The sequence below is a fragment of the Allobosea sp. CRIB-10 genome, from assembly GCF_900112185.1.
Taxonomy (GTDB): Bacteria; Pseudomonadota; Alphaproteobacteria; order Rhizobiales; family Beijerinckiaceae; genus Allobosea.
Genome location: NZ_FOKP01000036.1, coordinates 1 through 19,612, shown reverse-complemented (window position 1 = coordinate 19,612; position 19,612 = coordinate 1). Strand labels below are relative to the sequence as shown.

The 19,612-nt window shown below is 66.8% G+C and carries 20 protein-coding genes and 1 pseudogene; 9 read left to right on the top strand and 12 right to left on the bottom strand.

The window, feature by feature from the left end; all coding sequences use genetic code 11:
• Nucleotides 1–119 precede the first annotated feature (119 nt).
• A complete protein-coding gene (locus BMZ69_RS28505; protein WP_139219272.1) occupies nt 120–545 on the top strand; it encodes an META domain-containing protein in 426 nt (141 codons plus the stop codon).
• A 189-nt stretch (nt 546–734) separates the two neighbouring features.
• Here BMZ69_RS28505 and BMZ69_RS28500 read toward each other — a convergent pair whose 3' ends face one another.
• The 4 genes from BMZ69_RS28500 to groES form a co-directional block, all read right to left on the bottom strand.
• Nucleotides 735–2,834: an ABC transporter ATP-binding protein/permease gene (locus BMZ69_RS28500; RefSeq protein WP_092163330.1), complete on the bottom strand. Its 2,100-nt coding sequence runs from the start codon at nt 2,832–2,834 to the stop codon at nt 735–737.
• A 130-nt stretch (nt 2,835–2,964) separates the two neighbouring features.
• The gene (locus BMZ69_RS28495) at nt 2,965–3,348 is read right to left on the bottom strand and encodes a DoxX family protein (protein ID WP_092163329.1); all 384 of its coding nucleotides are present in this window, start codon (nt 3,346–3,348) and stop codon (nt 2,965–2,967) included.
• A gap of 173 nt (nt 3,349–3,521) precedes the next feature.
• Nucleotides 3,522–5,159, bottom strand: coding sequence for a chaperonin GroEL (groL, locus tag BMZ69_RS28490; protein ID WP_092163328.1), 1,638 nt, complete (start codon nt 5,157–5,159; stop codon nt 3,522–3,524).
• A gap of 47 nt (nt 5,160–5,206) precedes the next feature.
• Complete coding sequence (gene groES, locus BMZ69_RS28485; protein WP_092163327.1) at nt 5,207–5,494, bottom strand: co-chaperone GroES; 288 nt, start codon at nt 5,492–5,494, stop codon at nt 5,207–5,209.
• Nucleotides 5,495–5,711: 217 nt separating this feature from the next.
• Here groES and BMZ69_RS28480 point away from each other — a divergent pair, with 217 nt between their 5' ends.
• The 3 genes from BMZ69_RS28480 (at nt 5,712) to BMZ69_RS28470 (ending at nt 7,182) form a co-directional block, all read left to right on the top strand.
• Nucleotides 5,712–6,167 carry a MarR family winged helix-turn-helix transcriptional regulator gene (locus BMZ69_RS28480; RefSeq protein ID WP_139219270.1) on the top strand — a complete coding sequence of 152 codons (456 nt, stop codon included), beginning with the start codon at nt 5,712–5,714 and terminating at the stop codon, nt 6,165–6,167.
• Between the two features lie 76 nt (nt 6,168–6,243).
• Complete coding sequence (locus BMZ69_RS28475; RefSeq protein WP_092163322.1) at nt 6,244–6,729, top strand: PaaI family thioesterase; 486 nt, start codon at nt 6,244–6,246, stop codon at nt 6,727–6,729.
• A gap of 108 nt (nt 6,730–6,837) precedes the next feature.
• Nucleotides 6,838–7,182, top strand: a complete 345-nt coding sequence (locus tag BMZ69_RS28470) for a DUF1801 domain-containing protein (protein ID WP_139219268.1) — start codon at nt 6,838–6,840, stop codon at nt 7,180–7,182.
• Nucleotides 7,183–7,188: 6 nt separating this feature from the next.
• Here BMZ69_RS28470 and BMZ69_RS28465 read toward each other — a convergent pair whose 3' ends face one another.
• Nucleotides 7,189–7,998, bottom strand: a complete 810-nt coding sequence (locus tag BMZ69_RS28465) for an AraC family transcriptional regulator (protein WP_092163319.1) — start codon at nt 7,996–7,998, stop codon at nt 7,189–7,191.
• A gap of 86 nt (nt 7,999–8,084) precedes the next feature.
• On the opposite strand from BMZ69_RS28465, the gene BMZ69_RS28460 reads away from it, so the two are divergent.
• Nucleotides 8,085–8,585, top strand: a complete 501-nt coding sequence (locus BMZ69_RS28460) for a hypothetical protein (protein WP_092163317.1) — start codon at nt 8,085–8,087, stop codon at nt 8,583–8,585.
• A 12-nt stretch (nt 8,586–8,597) separates the two neighbouring features.
• Nucleotides 8,598–8,975, top strand: coding sequence for a VOC family protein (locus tag BMZ69_RS28455; protein WP_092163314.1), 378 nt, complete (start codon nt 8,598–8,600; stop codon nt 8,973–8,975).
• A 16-nt stretch (nt 8,976–8,991) separates the two neighbouring features.
• Here the strand turns inward: BMZ69_RS28455 and BMZ69_RS31365 are convergent, their stop codons facing one another.
• From BMZ69_RS31365 to BMZ69_RS28430, 4 genes and pseudogenes are all read right to left on the bottom strand, one after another.
• On the bottom strand, nt 8,992–9,372 hold the full coding sequence (locus tag BMZ69_RS31365) for a DUF930 domain-containing protein (RefSeq protein ID WP_139219266.1): 381 nt from the start codon (nt 9,370–9,372) through the stop codon (nt 8,992–8,994).
• A gap of 454 nt (nt 9,373–9,826) precedes the next feature.
• Complete coding sequence (locus tag BMZ69_RS28445) at nt 9,827–10,669, bottom strand: DMT family transporter (RefSeq protein WP_092163310.1); 843 nt, start codon at nt 10,667–10,669, stop codon at nt 9,827–9,829.
• The gene (locus BMZ69_RS28440) at nt 10,666–11,166 is read right to left on the bottom strand and encodes a GNAT family N-acetyltransferase (RefSeq protein WP_092163309.1); all 501 of its coding nucleotides are present in this window, start codon (nt 11,164–11,166) and stop codon (nt 10,666–10,668) included. The genes BMZ69_RS28445 and BMZ69_RS28440 overlap by 4 nt, the downstream gene beginning before the upstream one ends.
• Before the next feature lie 65 nt (nt 11,167–11,231).
• A pseudogene (locus BMZ69_RS28430) lies at nt 11,232–11,995 on the bottom strand (sulfite exporter TauE/SafE family protein).
• Nucleotides 11,996–12,132: 137 nt separating this feature from the next.
• Here BMZ69_RS28430 and BMZ69_RS28425 point away from each other — a divergent pair.
• Both BMZ69_RS28425 and BMZ69_RS28420 read left to right on the top strand, forming a co-directional pair.
• Entirely contained in the window at nt 12,133–13,557 is a 1,425-nt protein-coding gene (locus tag BMZ69_RS28425; RefSeq protein WP_139219264.1) for a lipopolysaccharide biosynthesis protein, read from the top strand.
• A gap of 255 nt (nt 13,558–13,812) precedes the next feature.
• A complete protein-coding gene (locus BMZ69_RS28420) occupies nt 13,813–14,529 on the top strand; it encodes a L,D-transpeptidase (protein WP_092163356.1) in 717 nt (238 codons plus the stop codon).
• 79 nt (nt 14,530–14,608) lie between these two features.
• Here the strand turns inward: BMZ69_RS28420 and BMZ69_RS28415 are convergent, their stop codons facing one another.
• From BMZ69_RS28415 to BMZ69_RS28405, 3 genes are all read right to left on the bottom strand, one after another.
• Nucleotides 14,609–15,403, bottom strand: a complete 795-nt coding sequence (locus tag BMZ69_RS28415) for a DUF2076 domain-containing protein (RefSeq protein ID WP_092163355.1) — start codon at nt 15,401–15,403, stop codon at nt 14,609–14,611.
• Nucleotides 15,404–15,736: 333 nt separating this feature from the next.
• The gene (locus tag BMZ69_RS28410; RefSeq protein ID WP_092163303.1) at nt 15,737–17,041 is read right to left on the bottom strand and encodes a UDP-glucose dehydrogenase family protein; all 1,305 of its coding nucleotides are present in this window, start codon (nt 17,039–17,041) and stop codon (nt 15,737–15,739) included.
• A 200-nt stretch (nt 17,042–17,241) separates the two neighbouring features.
• On the bottom strand, nt 17,242–17,943 hold the full coding sequence (locus BMZ69_RS28405) for a L,D-transpeptidase (RefSeq protein WP_092163354.1): 702 nt from the start codon (nt 17,941–17,943) through the stop codon (nt 17,242–17,244).
• A gap of 467 nt (nt 17,944–18,410) precedes the next feature.
• On the opposite strand from BMZ69_RS28405, the gene BMZ69_RS28400 reads away from it, so the two are divergent.
• On the top strand, nt 18,411–19,612 hold a 1,202-nt coding region (locus tag BMZ69_RS28400), incomplete at its 3' end, for a HAMP domain-containing protein (RefSeq protein ID WP_175507023.1).

The following is a 19,612-nucleotide window of genomic DNA, read 5'->3' as shown; positions in this document are numbered from 1 at the left end:
AGTGGGAAGTGTCGGGTTCTCCTACGGGCCGTCGCGCTCTTTCCAATCGGGGTCTGGACCAGTTGAATACGCAGTCGCGCCTTGGCCTCCTGGCCGCTCTCGTTCTCTCGGTGTCGCCCATGCTGGTGAGTGATGCGCTCGCCCAGCGCCGCCAGCAGATGCCTTCTCGCAGTGAGCAGCCTGGTGGGGAGGCTCCGCCGCCACGGCAGGAGAAGAACTTCCCGTTCGACGCCTCCTGGACGATCAGGCAGATGAACGGCAAGCCGGTCACCGGCTATCGCGCCACGCTGAAGGTCGATTCAAATCTTCGCGGCACCGGCTTCGGTGGCTGCAACACTTTCTCGGCCTCGGCCTATCCGCTGCGCCAGCAGGCTTTCGCAGTCGGCCCCATCGCGGTGACCAAGATGGCCTGCGACAAAGGCGCCTCGGATTTCGAACGCAGCTATCTGATGGCGCTGCGCACGGCCCGGCAATGGGACCTGGTCGAAGGCCGCCTCGTCCTCAAGACCGGTTCCGGCGAGATCCGCTTCGACCGCGGCATTTGACGGACGCTTCGGCGTCATTCCGGGGCGCCGCCCAGCGGCGAACCCGGAATCCAGAACCGACGTCGGTGGTGGCAAGGGCGCGAGAGCCGACGGTTAGTTCTCCGATCGGGCATCGGTTCTGGGTTCCGGGCTCAGGCCCTTGACCTGCCCCGGAATGACGGCTGAGCGTTACCCGCCTGTCTGATCTTCCTACCCCGCCTCGGCCATCGACTTCGCCTTCGGGCTGAAGGTGCCATCGGCATTCTTCTCCATCGCGATCAACTCGTCATGCATGGCGCGCAGCGTCGAGCGATGGCCGATCGAGACGATGCTGGCCTGTGGCAGCTCGCGCCGGATCACCTCGTAGATTTCGCCTTCGAGCTTCTCGTCGAGCGAGGCGGTGGCCTCGTCGAGGAAGAGCCAGTCGGGCTTTGCCAGCAGGGCCCGCGCGACCGCGAGGCGCTGCTGCTCGCCGCCGGAGAGGCGCTGCCCCCAGAGATCGACCTCGTCGAGCCGGCCGGTGAGATGGCCGAGCTTGACCTTCTCCATCGCCGCGTGAATCTCGGCGTCGCTGAAGACGTCGGGCTCCGACGGATAAGCGAGCGCGGCGCGTAGTGAGCCCTGCGGCAGATAGGGCCGCTGCGGCAGCACCAACATGCGCTGTCCCTGCGGCGTCGCAACCTTGCCCACGCCGAACGGCCAGATGCCGGCGAGCGCGCGGAACAAGGTCGATTTGCCCGAGCCGGAAGGGCCGATCATCAGTGTCGCGCGCCCGGCAGGCAAAGCGAGGTCCGACGCCTGCACGATTGGCTGCCCGTTCGGCAGGTTGAGCGCGAGCGTCTCGATCGTGGCGTCCTTGACCGGCTTCTCGGTGATGTCGATCGCCGCGCCTTCGCCGCCGGCAGCCTGCGCGTCCGCCTTGGCAATGGCCTGTTCGAAGGTGGTGAGGCGGTTGATCGAGGCGAGATAGGAGGCGATCGACTGGTAGCTGTTGATGAAGAAGGACATCGCCGTCTCGACCCGGCCGAATGCCGAGGCGACCTGAGTCAGCACGCCGAAGGCGATCTGGCCGCCGAAATAATAGGGCGCCAGCAGGACGTAAGGGATGACGACATTGGCCTGGTTGTAGGACAGGGTGAAGGTCGTCAGCTTCAGCTTGCGCCAGAGCAGCCGGTAGAAGTTGTCGACGATGCCGCCGAAGGTCTCGCTGAGATGGCGCCGCTCGGCGCCTTCGCCGCGCATCAGCGCGATCTGCTCGGAATATTCGCGCAGGCGGGCGAGGGCGAAGCGGAAGTTCGCCTCGCGCCGCTCCTGCTCGAATTCCAGCGCGATCAGTGGCTTGCCGATCAGATGGGTGACCCAGGTCGCGAGTGCGGCATAGACCAGCGTCGCCCAGAAGATGAAGCCGGGGATGACGATGTCGGTGCCGGGCACGGTGATCGCCACCGGAATCGACCACAGAACGATCGAGAACGACACCAGCGTCGAGACTTGGGTGATCAGCGTCAGCGAGAAGCTGTAGGTCTGGTTCAGGAAGGAGCGGGTGTCTTCCGAGATGCGCTGGTCGGGGTTGTCGGCCGTGCCGGCGAGCGAGATGCGGTAATGGTTGCCGTTGCCGAGCCAGCGCCTGTTGTACTCGGCCGCCATCCATTCGCGCCAGCGGATCAGCAGCACGGACTGCGCGACCGTCTCGATCAGGTAGCTGATCACCGAGATCGCCGCCCAGACGCAGAAGACGTTGACGAGCTGCTCCCAGAAGACAGGTGCGTTCTTCTCCTGCAGGGCGTTGTTGAAGTCGCGGTAGAAGAAGTTGATGCGCAGGGAGATGCCGACCTGCGCCTGGTTGAGCACGATCAGGAAGACGACGAGCGCGACCGCGAAGGTGCCCAGGCGCATGCGGTAGCGGCCGAACGGCCCGAGATTGGCGATCTGCGGTTCGGAGGATTCGAAATAGGGCGAAGCAATGCGGGCGATGCGCTGCACCACCGGCACGAAGGAGACCAGGTAGATCAGGATGCCGAAGACGGCGACCGTGGTGGCGAGGCTCGCCGGCGGCGCGACCGCCTGCCAGGCGGCGGGCCAGAGCCCGATCTGGGCCATCAGCGTTCCGGCGCCGAAGAGGACGTACTCCGTGCCGAAAATGCCGGAGAAGATCTTCAGGAAGAACGGGATGGTGGTCGCCCGGAAGGTCGCGAAGGCGAGCAAAACGCCGACCACGCCGAGGCCGAGGATCCCGGCGCTGCCGCTTTGCTGGCTGACCACGAGCGCGATCACGGCGAGCGCGGCGACGGCGAAACTCAACAGGCGCATGGCGTCGTCCTTGTCGGGGAATCAGCGCGGATAGGCGCTGCGTAGGAGAGAGCGTTGTAGATCAGCCCTGCGCACAAAAAAGGCCCGGCTCAAGGCCGGGCCGCGCTTTTTCAGCGTTTTGTGATGGGCCTCAATCCTTGTCGACCGAATAGGCGCCGGCGCCGGCCGCGAACAGCATGAGGAAGCCGCCTGCGACCGCGAGGTTCTTCATGAACAGCAGCTGCTGCATCGGCTGCGCCCAGTTCATGTGGAACAGCACCGAGGCGGCGATGGTGAAGGCGAACAAGGCGAGGGCCGTGAGGCGGGTCTTGTAGCCGACGACGATCATCAGGCCGCCGATCAGCTCGACGATGATCACCAGCGGCAGCAGGATGCCGGGCACGCCGGCCGAACCCATATAGGCTTGCGTGCCGGCATAGCCGTTGATCTTGGACCAGCCGCCGAGCACGAACATCAGGGCGAGCAATATGCGGCCGACGAGCTTGGCGGCATCGCCCAAAGCAGGGTTGTTCATGAAGTGACCCCCGAAAGCAGGGCGCGGCAGGATGCCGCACCTGTCGCGATCTAGGGCCTACAACCAAAGTCGATGCAAGCCTGTGGGAGCTCGTAGCTGTGCAAAGCGCCGCAGCCAACGAAAAAGGCCCGGCTTGCGCCGGGCCTTCCGTAGTCTCGAAGACTGGGGCTGGATCAGAAGTCCATGCCGCCCATGCCGCCGCCGCCCATCGGGGGCATCGGGGCGTCCTTCTTCGGCGTCTCGGCGATCATCGCCTCGGTGGTGATCAGCAGGCCGGCGATCGAAGCCGCGTCCTGGATCGCCGTGCGCACGACCTTGGTCGGGTCGATGATGCCGGCCTTGACCAGATCGCCGTACTCGCCGGTCTGGGCGTTGTAGCCCCAGGCGTAGTCCTTCGACTCCAGCAGCTTGCCGATCACGACCGCGCCGTCATCGCCGGCGTTGTCGACGATCTGGCGAGCCGGGGCGGCGATCGCCTTGCGGACGATCTCGACGCCGGTCTTCTGGTCGTCGTTCTGGGTCTTGATCGACTTGACCGAGTTCAGGGCGCGCAGCAGGGCGACGCCGCCGCCCGGCAGGATGCCTTCTTCCACCGCAGCGCGGGTGGCGTTCAGGGCATCGTCGACGCGGTCCTTCTTCTCCTTGACCTCGACCTCGGTCGCGCCGCCGACGCGGATGACCGCGACGCCGCCGGCGAGCTTGGCCAGACGCTCCTGGAGCTTCTCACGGTCGTAGTCCGAGGTGGTCTCCTCGATCTGCGCCTTGATCTGCGCGACGCGGCCCTCGATGTCCTTCTTCTTGCCGGCGCCGTCGATGATCGTGGTGTTCTCCTTCTCGATGCGCACCTTCTTGGCGCGGCCGAGCATGTTGAGCGTCACGGTCTCGAGCTTGATGCCGAGGTCTTCCGAGATCATCTGGCCGGCGGTCAGGATCGAAATGTCCTCGAGCATGGCCTTGCGGCGGTCACCGAAGCCCGGCGCCTTGACGGCCGCGACCTTCAGGCCGCCACGGAGCTTGTTGACGACGAGCGTGGCCAGGGCCTCGCCCTCGACGTCCTCGGCGATGATCAGGAGCGGCTTGCCGGTCTGCACCACGGCCTCGAGGATCGGCAGCATCGCCTGGAGCGACGACAGCTTCTTCTCGAAGATGAGGATGTAGGGGTCCTCGAGCTCGGCGACCATCTTCTCGGCGTTGGTGATGAAGTACGGCGAGAGGTAACCGCGGTCGAACTGCATGCCCTCGACGACGTCGAGCTCGGTGTCGGCGGTCTTGGCTTCCTCGACGGTGATGACACCCTCGTTGCCAACCTTCTGCATCGCGGTCGAGATCATCTTGCCGACCGACTCGTCGCCGTTCGCCGAGATGGTGCCGACCTGCGCGACTTCCGCGTTGGACGTGACCTTCTTGGAGTTCTTCTTGAGGTCGGCGACGATGGCCTCGACGGCGAGGTCGATGCCGCGCTTCAGGTCCATCGGGTTCATGCCGGCCGCAACCGACTTGGCGCCTTCACGGACGATCGCCTGGGCGAGAACGGTGGCGGTGGTGGTGCCGTCGCCGGCATGGTCGTTCTGGCGCGAAGCGACTTCGCGGACCATCTGGGCGCCCATGTTCTCGAACTTGTCGGCGAGCTCGATCTCCTTGGCGACGGTGACGCCGTCCTTGGTGATGCGCGGCGCGCCGAAACTCTTCTCGATCACGACGTTGCGGCCCTTGGGACCCAGCGTGACCTTCACGGCGTTGGCGAGGATGTCCACGCCGCGCAGCATCTTGTCGCGGGCGTCGGTGGAAAAGCGAACTTCTTTGGCAGCCATGAGACTACTCCTGATTGAACTCTACGGACGGGTGGGCGTCAGGCTGCTCAGCCGACGATGCCCATGATGTCGGATTCCTTCATGATCAGGAGATCCTGGCCGTCGATCTTGACCTCGGTGCCGCTCCACTTGCCGAAGAGGACGCGATCGCCCTTCTTGACATCGAGCGCAACCAGCTTGCCGGCGTCGTCGCGGGCGCCGGGGCCGATGGCGACGATCTCGCCCTCCTGGGGCTTTTCCTTGGCGGTATCGGGGATGATGATGCCACCCTTGGTCTTCTCTTCGCCGTCAAGGCGACGGACCACAACGCGGTCATGCAGCGGACGGAACTTCATGGTTCTGTCTTCCTCTCGGTCTTATTCTGGACGGGCTCGTGACCGGCCCGTGAAAGGGGTCTGTTAGCAGTCTCACCAAGTGAGTGCTAACCGACGTCGCGGAGATAGGCGCGGGGTCCGCAGGAGTCAAGGAATCCGCAGCGCAAAAGGTGAATGCGGCGACCGGCCGCCGATCTGCGCTGCTGCGGGCGCACGTTAAACCGGCTATCGTGGCGAGATGACGACGTCCGCGCCCGATCTCCAGCTCGACGACATCGCCCGCTCCTGCGTGGTGCTGCATGTGCGCATGACGGCGCGGGCCGTGACCCGCGCCTATGACGAGGCGATGCGGCCGAGCGGCCTGAAGATCACCCAGTTCGTGCTGCTCTCTGCGCTCTCGACCGGCGCCTGGCGTTCGGTCACCGAGCTCGCCGACCGTTTCGCGCTGGAGCGGACCTCGCTGACGCGCAACCTGCAACTGCTCGCCGCCGAGAAGCTGATCGAGCCTGTCGACTGCAAGGGCCGGGCGCTGACCTATGCCGTGACCAATAAGGGCCGCGCCGCGATCGAAGCGGCGATCCCCTATTGGCGCGCGGCGCAGGAGCGGATCGAGGGCGGGCTCGGCCAGGAGCGCTGGAGTCAGACGCGCGACAATCTCAGGACGATCCGGCGGGCGGCGAGGGAAGTCGGCTGACCCTGCATCGGCTGGCTTGACCGCCATCCAGCTCGATCTTTATCGTGCATCTACACGTTAGAGATGGAGTCGTCGCATGTCCCGCCAGGTCGGTGTCGTCAGCCGTGATGTCTTGCTCGCGGAGGATGGCGTCTCCTTCCTGCGTGGGATGATCGAGGGTCGCCATCCCGGCCCGCCCTTCGCCGATGCGATGGATTTCGACATCGCCGAGGCCGAGGAGGGCAGGGTGGTCTTCGTCGGCACACCCTCGCCGCGCTTCTTCAACCCGCTCGGAACGATCCATGGCGGCTGGACGGCGACGATCCTCGATTCCGCCATGGCCTGCGCCGTGCATTCGACACTACGGGTCGGCGAGGGCTACACCACGCTGGAGATGAAGCTGAACTATGTCCGCCCGGTCATGCCCGGCAACGGCCCGGTGCGCTGCGAGGGCAGGCTGATCCATCGCGGCGGCTCGGTTGCGACCAGCGAGGGCAGGCTGGTCGACGCACATGGCAAGCTGCTGGCGCACGGCACCGAGACCTGCATGATCTTCGGTGCGAAGGCGGGCGCAGGCCGCTGAGCCGTCGCACCCGTCTCCAGACAGGAGCGACCCGTGACGTTCGCGCCATTCACCGAGGCTGCCGTGGAAGCGAGGTTTCGGTCGCTGCCGGAGCCGCTTCAGCCTTCGATGCTGCGCCTGCGCCAGGTGATCCTCGATGTTGCGGAAAGAAACTCCGAGATCGGCCCCCTGACGGAAACCTTGAAATGGGGGGAGCCGGCCTGGTTGCCCAAACGGGCGAGGACGGGGACGACCGTTCGGGCGGACGCGCTGAAAGGCTCGGCGACGCATTACGCGCTCTACGTCCATTGCCAGACGAGCCTGATCGAGACGTATCGGCGCCATTATCCCGGTGAGTTCAGCTATGACGGCAACCGGGCGCTGATCTTTTCGGTCGAAAAGGAGCCGCCGGCCGAGCCGCTGGCGCATTGCATTGCGCTCGCACTGACCTATCACCGCTGGGCAAAGCGTTGAGGCCGCTCAGGCGCCGCGATAAGCGCTCGGGCTCGCGCCCATCACTCGCCTGAAGCGCCGGTTGAAGGTCGAGAGGTCGCCGAAGCCGCAATCGAAGGCGATGTTGGCAACCGGCTGCCCGGTCCGGCGCAGCAGCAGCGCCGCACGGTGCAGGCGGGTCCGGAGCACGTACTGGTGCGGCGTCATCCCGACCAGCGTCCGGAACGTCCGCAGGAAATGATAGGGGCTCATCGCCGCCTGCCGGGCCAGCGCGTCGAGCGAGAGCGCTTCGTCGCAATGCGCCTCGATATGGCGCAGCGCCCGCGTGATCCGGCGCTGGTCGCGGGTGCTGGGCATCTCGGTTCGGGCTTTCGCGCCCGACAGAAGGCTCGTCACGGCGCCGGCGAGACGCAGCGCGGTCTCTTCGAGACATTCGGGATGATCCGCAGCGACCTCCGCCGCGGCAATGATGCTGGCGAAAGCGGGCAACGGCGGCAGATGAGCCTGCGTGAAACCCGCCTGCCGAGCGCCCGGCACGGCCGCGACGATGCCTTCGAGCCAGGCCGGCTCGAACTGGAAGGCGAGACAGTGGTCGCCCGCTGCATGTTCATGGCCGCATTCGAAACAGGCGCCGCGATTGCCGAGCAGCAGCGAGCCCGGCGCCAGCACGGCGCTGCCTTGCGTCGAGCGATAACGGAACGAGCCGCTGCGGACGATGGCGATGCAGTGCTGCGGGTGCTCCTCCTCGAAGGCCCGGTCGTCCGGGCCGGCCGTGCAGACGATGTCGCTGACCCGCCAGCCGGGGCCTGACGCGAGGATATGTGCGGTGGCGGTCATGTCAGCGAGTTTAGCAGTTTTTCCCAAGCGCGGCCCGAGGCTCCGGGTCTAGCTGGGCGCCAACTTGATCCAGACGGAGCCCGATCATGACAGCAGCGCCATCGACGCTGGCCGACGTCCTCATCTCCGCCGAGCCGGCGCCTGACTACGCCGACAAGCTCGCCCTCTACGGCCAGTTCGTCGGCGCTTGGACCGTGGATGCAGTGATGCATGCCGACGACGGCCAGCGCCGTGAGGCCAGGGGCCACATTAATTTCGGCTGGGTGCTCTGCGGCCGCGCCGTGCAGGACGTCTGGATTCTGCCGGGCTTCTTCCACGGCACGACGCTACGCGTCTACGACCCCGCCCAGGACGCCTGGCACATCCGCTGGAACGACCCGGTCAAGCAGTACTACACGCACCAGCTCGGTCGCGCCGAGGGCCGGGATATCATCCAGCACGGCAGGCTCGAGGACGGCACGGCGATCCGCTGGCGCTTCACCGAGATCACCCCGGACTCGTTCCACTGGATCGGCGACCGCTCGCGCGACGACGGCGCGAGCTGGCAGGTCGAGGCCGATTTCAGGGCCAAGCGCGTCAAAGTCTGAGAGAGGAAAGCCATGTTCGATCACGTTTCCATCGGCGTTCGCGAGATCGCCCGCACGAAGCGCTTCTATGACGCCGCTCTCGGCGCGCTCGGTTATGATTGCCTGAGCGCGGATGAAAGCTCGCTCGGCTACGGCAAGGACGGTGTCGGCCTCTGGATCGGCGCAGTCCCGGCGCCGGTGCCGCCGGACCGTGACTCCAACCTGCATTTCTGCTTCGTCGCGCCGACGCGCCAGAGCGTCGATGCCTTCCATGCGGCTGCGTTGGCGGCGGGTGGCGCCGACAACGGCAAGCCGGGCCTGCGCGAATCCTACGGCCCCGACTATTACGCCGCCTTCGTCGTCGATCCCGACGGTTATCGGCTGGAGGCTTATTGCAGCAAGCCGGCCTGAGGCTGTTGCAGCAGGGCTAATGTTCGGGCGGCAGGTCGTGCGCCGCCCATTCGCTGCGCGGGATCGCCTCGCCGACGCGGAACTGGAAGCCAGCGACCTTGCCGTTCGCTGCCATCTCGCAGCGGAAGCGCAGTCCGTACCATTGCTTGCGGCTGCGGAAGGCGGCGCCCTCGGCCTCCAGCACGGCCTTCGTCAGCTTCGTGCCGGCCATGGCGAAGGCGACGACGCGGTCCGGCTCGAAATCCGCCTTCCAGGCATGGATCTGGCTCATGGCTTCGAGATTGCAGAGCTGCTCGACGCGCTCGCTTGCCTCGAGCGTCTTCAGCGCCTCGCGCGTTCCCCGGCTGCGCGGATGGGCCAGCACGCTCTCGGAATGCAGCGTCCGGGCCGTGATCATCGCCGGCGGCTCGGCCGGCGGAGGAACCGGCGGGGCCGCCGGCTTATCCGGAGGCGCAGTGGTGGGAGCTGATTGCGGAGGCGATGCGATCTCAGCAGCTGGCGGAGGGGCCGGCGCCTGAACAGGCACGGGCGGCGGTGCTGGAGGTATCAGCGCCTCAGGGCCGACCAACTCGACCTCGACACTGGCCTCGTCCCCCGGAAGGTGGCCGCTGAAGGCTCTGGCGGCGAGCAGTGCGCCGAGCAAGGCGAGATGCAGGCAGAACGCGACGGCGAGGCCGGGTTCGCGAAGGGCGCGAGCAGCGGGGCCGGGGCGCTGCATGCCTGGCGTCAATCACCGGTGGAGCGGAAGGTGGGCATGCGCGGTCGGTCGCTCCCCTCAAGCGGTTTCGTGCAGAAGTCCGACCAAGCCGGCGATTTTGCGGCAGGCTCCCAACTGAGGGGCGAATTCGGCACTAACGCCGGCTGACGGCGAAGGCTCCGGCGACGATCAGCACCGCGCCGGCATAGGTGGTCCAGAGCGGGGCTTCGCCGAAGACGAACCAGCCGAGCAGGCTCGCCCAGACCAGCGCCGTGTACTCGATCGGCGCCAGCCGCGAGGCTGGCGCGCGGGCGAAGGCCGAGGTCAGCGAGAGATGACCAGCGACGCCGAGCGCGCCGGCGCCGAGATAGGCGAGCAGGTCACCGCCGCTCATCGGCACGAAAAAGAAGGATGCCGGCCAGGCCAGGCACAGTGCCGGCCCGGCATTCTGGAACAGCACGATGATCGCCGGATGCTCCTTCACCGCGATCCGGCGCAGCAGGATCAGGTTGAAGGCATAGGACACCGCTGAGACCAGCGCCGCGGCGACGCCGAGCTCGGCTCCGGTGACGCCGCCTTGCAAACGCGGCCAGACCATCACCAGCATGCCGGCGAAGCCGAAGCCGAGCGCCTGCAGGATGCGCCCGTCGAGGCGTTCCTTCAGGATCAGCGCCCCGAGCAGGGCGACGAAGACAGGCGCCAGGAAGGAGAGGGTCAGCGCCTCCGCCAGCGGCAGCACCGAGATCGAATAGAAGAAGCTGCCGGCGGTGACAATGACCAGCGGTACGCGAACGCTGTTGCCGATCAGGCTCGCTCGCGTCGGCTTGGCCGGCCGCAGGACCGCGACGACGATGATCGCGCAGACCGCGCCTGCGGCGAAGCGCATGAACAGCGCCATCAGGAACGGATGCTGCTGCATCTGGGCCTTGATCACCGCATCCATCGCGGTGAGCAGCGCGATGCCGAGAACCGCCCGCAGCGCCGTGTTGAGGTTCATGTCCGAGCCGGGGCGAGCGGCTTGCGGAAATGGTATTCCCAGGTCGAGGAGACGTCGGCGAGATAGCGCTCGCCCGGCCAGCGCACGAAGCCGAGCTTCTCGTAGAAGCGGTGGCCGCGGGCGAACTTGCTGTCCGACCACAGCATCATCTCCCGGTAGCCGCCGGCCTCGGCGAAAGCGAGTGTCTGCGCAAACAGCGTCTGCGCCAGGCCGCTGCCGCGCTGGCTCGGATCGGCATAGACCTTGAACAGTTCGACCGCGTTCTGGTCTGGCACCGGCACGACGGCGATCGAGCCGGCGATGCGCCCGTCCGGCCCATCGGCGACCCAGAGCCTGCCGCCCTTTTCGGCATAGTGGCTGGCGGGGCGGCGCAGCTCCGGGAATTCCGACCACTCGAAGAAGCAGTTCGGATATTCGGCGAAGGTCGCGGCGATCAGGGTGGCGAGCGGCTCCGAATCAGCGTCGGTGGCGTCGCGCAGGACGGGCAGGGCGGTCATGACCACCCGCTTAGGCCCAATGCGGGCTGCTGCAAAGATGGGCGGCTCGCGCTCCTGCCATGCCGTTACCGCAGCAATGCCAGCGCGGCGTCCGCGGTCAGCTTCAACGCGGCGGCCGCGAGCAGCAGATAGCAGGCAAAGAACAGCCGCTTCTGGTCGAGCCGTTCATGCAGCCAGCGGCCGACCCAGACACCGATCGGCGCCGCCGGCAGCAAGGCGAGCGCGGCCCAGAGCGCCTGCGGCTGTTTCAGCCCGAGCGCCAGATAGGGCGGCAGCTTCAGGAGGTTGCCGAGCATGAAGAAGGCGATGGTGGTGCCGACAAAGGCGGTCTTGGAGAGGCCGCGCGCCAGCAGGTACATGGCGACGGGCGGCCCGCCGGCATGGGCGACGAAGGTGGTGAAGCCCGAGGCTGTTCCTGCCAGCAGCGCGAGGGGGGCGAAACCGGCAATTGGCCTGCTGGCGCGGTCCGGCCGCGCAGGAACCAATGCGCCGTGAAGGCGAGGGTAACGAGGCCGATGATCAGCGTGACGATGCGCGCATCGACGATGAGGAAGACGGCATAGCCGATCGCGATGCCGAGGATCAGGCCGGGGATCAGCCAGACGAGGTCCTTCTTCGACCAGGTCGAGACGCCGAAGCTGCCGATGGCGACGAGGTCCATCGCCGCGACCAACAGCGCGACCATGATCCCGGCCTGCAGCGGATCGACGACGAGCGCCAGCAGCGGCACGCCCAGAATGGCGAGCCCGCCACCGAACGCGCCCTTGCCGATGCCGACCAGCAGGGTGGTGGTCCAGCCGACGAGATAGAACAGCGGATCGCTCGGCATTCGTTCAGTCTTTCGTGCTGGCGGGCGGCCAGGCCGTGCCAGTTTCCGCTTGGACATCCGGAGTTTGGCGATTAGGCGGAATCAGCGCAGTCATGCGCGGCTGGCGCCGAGCCGGCAGGCCCTTTCGCGATGGCGTCATGACCGTTCTCCTGCCCTTCGTGATCAATGCCGGGCTGAACTTCGCCCTCGGGCTGCTCATCGCCTATTTCCTCGGCCCCGCCGAATTCGGCCGCTACGCCATCGGCGCGGCGATCATCGTCGTGCTCAACACCGCGCTACTCGACTGGATCAGGCTCTCTGCCGTCCGCTTCTACTCGCAGAAGAGCCGCGAGGAACAGCCGCGAATCAGGGCGACGCTCGATGTGCTGAGCGCGGGCATGACCATCGCGCTCACCGGCCTGCTCGTCGCGGCCGTGGTCGCGGGCGTCGATTTCGGCCTGCCGGTCATGCTGGTCGCGGCTTCGGTGCTGGGCGGCATCTGTGCCGGCCTGTTCGACTATCACGGCGCGATCGCCCGGGCGCGCTTCCTCGATGCCGCCTATGCCCGCCTCGTCATCGTCAAGAACGTGCTCGCGCTGCTTCTGATGGTCGGCGGCGCCTGGTGGACGCGCGATCCAACGATCGTGATGTTCGGCGGCGTCGTCAGTATCATGGCGGCGCTGCTCGCCGTCCGGCGCTCGCTCGCCGATGCGCCGCTAGCCTGGTCGGCCGCCAGCCGCGACCTCGCACTCGACTTCGCCCGCTATGCCCTGCCGCTGGTCGGCGCCAACGCGATCTATTCGCTGATTCCGCTGCTGAACCGCTCGCTGCTCGCCGATGCCTATGGCTTCGCCGAGGCCGGCTATTTCTCGCTCGCGGCCGATATGGGCCTGCGCCTGTTCGGCACGCTCGCGGCAACGCTCGAGATCGTCATGCTGCGCGAGGTGCTTCGGCTCGACGAGACCAAGGGCCGGCGCGCGGCGCAAAGGCGCATCGCCGACAATCTGGTGATCGTGCTGATGGTGGCGCTGCCGGTGGCGGCCGGCCTGTTCCTGGTGCTGCCGGCCTTCGAGAAGCTGCTGGTGCCGGTGGCGTTCCACGGCCGTTTCGCCGCCTACATGCTGCTGCTGCTGCCGGGTTTCGTCGCGCTGACCATCTTCGTCGGCGGGCTCTATCCCGTCTTCCTGCTCGGCAAGCGCACGGGCATGGTGACCTTCGCCGCCTGCGCCGGCCTCGCCGCCAACCTCGCGTTCGTCTTCGGCGCCGTCGCGGCCGGGCCGGAACGGTTCGCGCTTGGCCAGACCGTCAGCTTCCTGACCGTTCTCGTCATCACTGGCTGGATGGCGCTACGGATCTTGCCTGTCCTGCCGAAGCTGCGCGACATCGGCTTGATCATCGTTGCGGTTGCTGTGATGGCGGCGGCGGTCTGGCCGCTCTCCGGGCGCCTTTCGCCCTTGCCCGAATTGCTGCTGCAGGCCGCGCTCGGCACCGTCGTCTATGGCGGGCTGATGCTGGCCTTCGACGTGGCGCGCTGCCGGACATTGCTGCGGCTCTGGCTCGCCATGCGCAAGCGGGGAGCATGAACCCGACGTTTACCGCGTTTGCTTGCGGATCGCTAAGGTTAACCTGGGGAATTCGAGCGTTTAAGTCGTTTCCGGGGCCGATAAAGTCAACGATTCACCATTCATTTCAACGCATCGCCTCACGCTTCAAGCCTGTTGCGTAAAGAGAGTTGCGTCATGCGTCCGCTCTATGTTGTTCCCTTTGTCGTGTTCGGCGGCCTGCTGCAGGCGTCGGCACAAGCCAATGCCCAGACCTATTGGCGTCCCGCCGACCCGATGGTCACGCATTCGGCCGGCCGCGGCCAGTATGGCGGCGGTTTCATCGAGATGCTGATGACCGGCCAGGACCCGACCGATTATGGTCGGGGCGGGGCGGTCTATAACCGGCCGCCGCGCGGCGCCTATGGCCAGCAGCCGCAGACGCGCCGCCTCTCCGACTACGAGGCGCCGGTGCCGATCCAGGGCGACCCGATGGAGCCGCGCCGCGAGCGTCGTTCCGCCGCGCTCGGCGAGCCGATCCCGGCCGAGCGGCCGATCGCGCGCACCCTCGATCCGCGCTTCCAGAAGCAGGAAGTCGCCTATAGCGGCCCGCACAAGCCCGGCACCATCATCATCGACACGCCGCAGCGCTTCCTCTTCCTGGTCCAGCCGGGTGGCCGGGCCCTGCGCTACGGCATCGGCGTCGGCCGCCCCGGTTTTGAATGGGCCGGCATGAAGGCGGTCACCCGCAAGGCCGAATGGCCGAGCTGGACGCCGCCGGCCGAAATGCTGAAGCGCCGGCCCGACCTGCCGCGTTTCATGGCCGGCGGTCCCGAGAACCCGATGGGTGCGCGTGCGCTCTATCTCGGCTCCTCGCTCTACCGCATCCACGGCACCAACGAGCCGAACACGATCGGCCAGGCGGTCTCCTCCGGCTGCATCCGCATGAACAACGAGGACGTGATCGACCTCTACGAGCGGGTGCGCGTCGGCGCGAAGGTCTTGGTGATCTGAGCCGAGCGGGACACGCTCAAAAAGAAAAGGCCCGCCTGTCGCCAGGCGGGCCTCGTCATTTCAAGGGCTGGCGTCAGGCTCAGGCCCACTCGTCGTCGCCACCGAAGCCGCCCGAGCCGTCATCATAGCTGCCATCGTCGTAATTGGCGTCCTGATAGCTCGGCTCCTGCTGCGGTTCTGCCGCCGGCTGCTGGTCGGCAGCCGTCTGGGTGTCCTTGGCCGCATCGTTGTTCTGCGACGCGTCCTTGTTCTCCGCAGCCTGCGCAGCCTCGGCCGGCTTGGCCTCGGAGCCGCTCTTGCTGCCGCTGAAGGCGTTCATCAGCATGTTGCCGGCGACCATGCCGCCGGCGACGCCGGCCGCGGTCGTCAATGCGCCCGCCAGGAAGCCGCCGCCGCGGGCAGGAGGCTGGGCCGCCTGATTCTGCCAGGGGCCAGGCGCGGCGCCCATGCCCTGCTGCGGCGCCATGCCCGGCTGAGGCGCTGCCGCCTGGCCGCCCCAAGGCGGCGAAGCCGGTTGCGGTGCGGCGCCGCCGCGCTGCGGGAAGGATGGCACCGAGCCGGAGCGGGCCGGCTGGCTCGCGCCGCCGCCGAAAATGCCCGACAGGAAGCCGCCGGATTGCTGAGCCGGGGCTGGCGCGGGCGGCTGGCGGCGCAGCTGCTCGATCTCGGCCTGAGCCTGTTCGAGCTGAGCCTGCTGATTGGCCAGAGCCTGCTCCTGGACATAGATCGTTTGCGCCATCGCATAGACGGCATAGGGCTGCTCGCGCAGGCGGTCAGCGATGAAACGTTCAGCCTCGGGGTCGCGGGGCTGATTGGCCGCCTGACGCAGGCGGTCGAAAATCCCGGCGATCACGTCGCGTTCCTGCGGCGTCATCGTCATCTCCTCTCATGTTGGACAGAGCGGTCGCCCTGTCGCTTCGAAAGGTGGTGACGGCTTATGACGCTATCAAGGCGGCGGCCCAATCCCATTCTGTCGCGCTCAAACGGAATCGTCCGCCAAGCGTGTGTGGCGCGCGAACCCTTCCCCCTTGTGGGGAGGGGCAGGGGTGGGGGGCGCAAAGTCGGGGCGAATTCGCCGGGAGCCCGCCGATCCGCTTCTACCAGCCACCTTCTACCCAGTCGTTCGCCCCCCATCCCCATCCCTTCCCCACGAGGGGGAAGGGAAGAACGCAGGCGATCGGCCTTTCAGAGAGGAAAGCGCAGCCCGTTAGGCGTTGCCGACATTGACATAGGTGAAGCCGCGCTCGCGCATCTCGCCGGAGCGGTAGATGTTGCGCAGATCGACCACGACGGGATGACGCAGCGCCGCCTTGACGCGGCCGAGGTCGAGCGCCCGGAAGGCATCCCATTCGGTGACGATCACCAGCGCATCCGCCCCTTCGAGGCAGGAATAGGCGTCCGGCGCGTAGGCGATCTCCGGCATCAGCGGCTTGGCGCTCGCCATCGCCTCGGGATCATAGGCGGTGATCTCGGCGCCGGCATCGAGCAGCGCCGTCACGATCGAGAGCGAGGGCGCCTCCCGCATGTCGTCGGTGTTGGGCTTGAAGGCGAGGCCGAGGATGGCGATGCGCTTGCCCCTGACCGAGCCGCCGCAGGCGGCGATGACCTTGCGTGCCATCGCGCGCTTGCGCTGGTCATTGACCGCGACCACCGTCTCGACGAGGCGCAGCGGGCTCTCCATGTCCTGCGCAGTCTTGATCAGGGCGAGCGTGTCCTTCGGGAAGCAGGAGCCACCATAGCCCGGGCCGGCATGCAGGAACTTGCCGCCGATCCGGTTGTCGAGGCCGATGCCGCGCGCCACCTCCTGGACATTGGCGCCGACCCGCTCGCACAGATCCGCCATCTCGTTGATGAAGGTGATCTTGGTCGCGAGGAAGGCGTTGCCGGCGTATTTGATCAGCTCCGAGGTCCGCCGCGCCGTGAACAGCAGCGGCGCCGCATTGAGATAGAGCGGCCGGTAGAGGTCCTCCATCACCTTGCGGGCGCGATCGTCCTCGGTTCCGATCACGATCCGGTCCGGGCGCTTGAAGTCGGCGATCGCCGCGCCTTCGCGCAGGAATTCCGGGTTGGAGACGACGGCGAAATCGGCATCGGCCCGCGTCTCGCGCATGATCCGCTCGACCTCGTCGCCGGTGCCGACCGGCACGGTCGACTTGGTCACGACCACGGTGAACCCCTCGATCGCCGCGACGACGTCGCGCGCCGCCTGGTGCACGTAAGTCAGGTCGGCATGGCCGTCGCCGCGGCGCGAGGGCGTGCCGACCGCGATGAAGACCGCGTCCGCCGCCGCCACCGGCCCCGCGAGCTCGGTGGTGAAGGAGAGCCGCCCGGCACGGACATTGTTGGCGACGAGGTCGTCGAGGCCGGGTTCGTAGATCGGGATCTCGCCGCGCTTCAGGGCGGCGATCTTGCCGGCGTCGGTGTCGACGCAGGTCACCTCATGGCCGAAATCGGCGAAGCAAGCTCCGGAGACCAGGCCGACATAGCCTGAACCGATCATCGTCACGCGCATCTGGCGGTCTCATCGTCTCGTCGGCGGGCTGCCGACCGGCAGGGCGTAGCGCAAAACCGCGTCGAGGCAAATCGCAGCCGCCCGGGGCTGGGGGAGTAGCCCGATCTGGCAAAGGAAGCGTGACGGCGCCGCGGCGACAAAAAAGGGCGGCTTGCGAGCCGCCCTTTCCGAAAGCTGCCGGCTGAGCCGGCCATGCACGCTCAGATGAAGTCGTCAGGCGGCAGCGGCGCGTCCGTCTCGTCGAGCTCCGGTTCGCCGATCGGGTTGCGGTTCAGCACGACGACGGGGGTCCCGATCGGAACGCGGCTGTGCAGATCGATGATATCCTGGTTGAACAGGCGGATGCAGCCCGAGGACACGGCCTTGCCGATCGACCAGGGCTCGCTCGTGCCGTGGATACGGTAGAGCGTGTCCCTGTTGCCCTGATAGAGATAGAGGGCGCGCGCGCCGAGCGGGTTCTCGAGGCCGCCCGCCATGCCGCCGGCCCAACGCGCGTTGCGCTCCGGCTCGCGGGCGATCATCGCGGCGGTCGGCGTCCAGCGCGGCCATTCGGCCTTGCGGGCGACGGTGGCGCGGCCACGCCAGGACATGCCCTGCTTGCCGACGCCGATGCCGTAGCGGATGGCGCGGCCGTTCTCGCGGACGAGATAGAGATAGCGGGCCGAGGTGTCGACCACGATCGTGCCGGGGCGCTCCGGCGTCTGGTAATTGACCTCCTGGCGCAGGAAGCGCGTCTCGACCTCGTCGATGTCGGTCGCCGGCAGCGGATGCCGCTCATCCGGCCGCTCGTCATACATCGACAGGAAAGCGGCGTTCTGGTGGACCGGCGTCCTGACTTCATAGGCCTGCTGCGGACCGGTGACACAGCCGGCCAGGCCGACAGGCACGAAGGCCGAGGCCATCGTCAGGAAGCGGCGGCGGGAACAGGTGGCGGAGGCATCAGGCTGGGAGGACATAACTCGGCTCTTCGTGGGCGGCTGGCAGCGACAACATGCGAATTGCCGACAAGTTCCAAGGAGTTCCCGTCGGCGGACCCTTACCACTTCACGGCCCCGCATGGCGCCGGGGTGAAAAGGATGTGGCGAAATGATGGCCGACGCAGAGCGTGGCCTGAATGCCACAGTGCGACATGCTGGCACCGCATGGCGAAGCGAGTTGCCACTTATGCGCGCATCAACTTAAAAATGAGCGCAAAAGGGAGGCTTTTGCTATGCTTTTCGGCAGCGTGCTGACGCATGGGTAAGCAGTTTAAAGGCCCTTTAACCGTTACCGGCAAAGCTTTTAAAGCCTCATGGCTTCGGTGCCTGGTCATGCCGAACGATTAAGCGCCGGTCACCGCTTCGACCGTGCAAAAAGCACGAGCAAGAACATGAAATCGATCCGCTTCAAAGTGCTGGCGATGCTGGGGATCATCGTCGCCGGTGCCGTGCTCTCGGCGGCTCTGAGCCTCTATGCCTTGTCGCGCTCGAACGATCTCAACGCGCGCTCAGATATCCAAGGCGAGATCGCTCTGGTCACCGAGCGGATCAACACGCAGGTCTTCGCCGTGGTGATGGATTCCCGCGGCATCTACATGTCGAAGGATGCAAAGGAAGCCGAGGCCTTCGCCAAGCCCAAGGAGGCGCGCTTTCCGGTGATGCGCAAGCTCGCCGCCGATCTGGTCGCCCTTGTCCCGGCGGCGGAACGCGAGACCGCGCTGAAGCTGCAGAAGTCGGTCGAGGACTTCATCGCCTTCCGTAGCGAGACGATCCGGCTCGGCCGCGAGGTCTCGACCGCCGCCGCCAACCAGCAGGGCAACAACGATCAGAACCGCGCCAATCGCAAGGCGCTCAACGATCAGCTCGTCGCTTTCGGCAAGCGCAACGAGGACGTCGGCAACAGGCTGTCGGTCGAAGCGGCCGAATTCACGCGCCAGATCCAGTGGATCCTGCCTGTGGTGCTGCTCGGGGCGCTGCTGGCTTCGATCGCTGCCGCCATTTTGTTCGCGCAACGCTCGATCACGCGGCCGCTGCTCGACCTGAGCGGCAGCATGAGTCGCCTGACGGCGGGCGAGACGGACATCGCGGTCCCGCATACGAAGCGGCAGGACGAAATCGGGGATATGGCGCGGGCCGTGGCGGTACTCCGTCAGAGCACCGAACAGGTCGCTTTGCTACAGGAGCAGGAGCGTTCAGCCGCGGCGGAACGCATTCGCTCGGCTGATGCGATGGCGGTGGTCGTGTCGGATGTCGGGGAGGTCGTTGCCGCAGCGGCTGCGGGGGATTTCTCGGCCCGGCTCCAGGTCGAGGATGCCGACGAGCAGATGCAGAAGCTGGTCGCCGGCATCAACGAGATCAACGCCGTGGTCGATTCGGCGACGACCGAGTTCGTCGAGGTTCTCAACGCTCTGGCCGCCGGCGACCTCACCCGTCAGGTGCCGACCGCCTATCGCGGCCGCTTCGCCGAGCTCAAGGACGCCGTCAACGAGACGATCGTGCGCCTCTCGGCAACCGTCTCGACGATCCAGGTGACGGCCTGCGATGTCGGCATCGCGGCGCGCGAGATCAACATGGGCGCCGACGATCTGTCGAA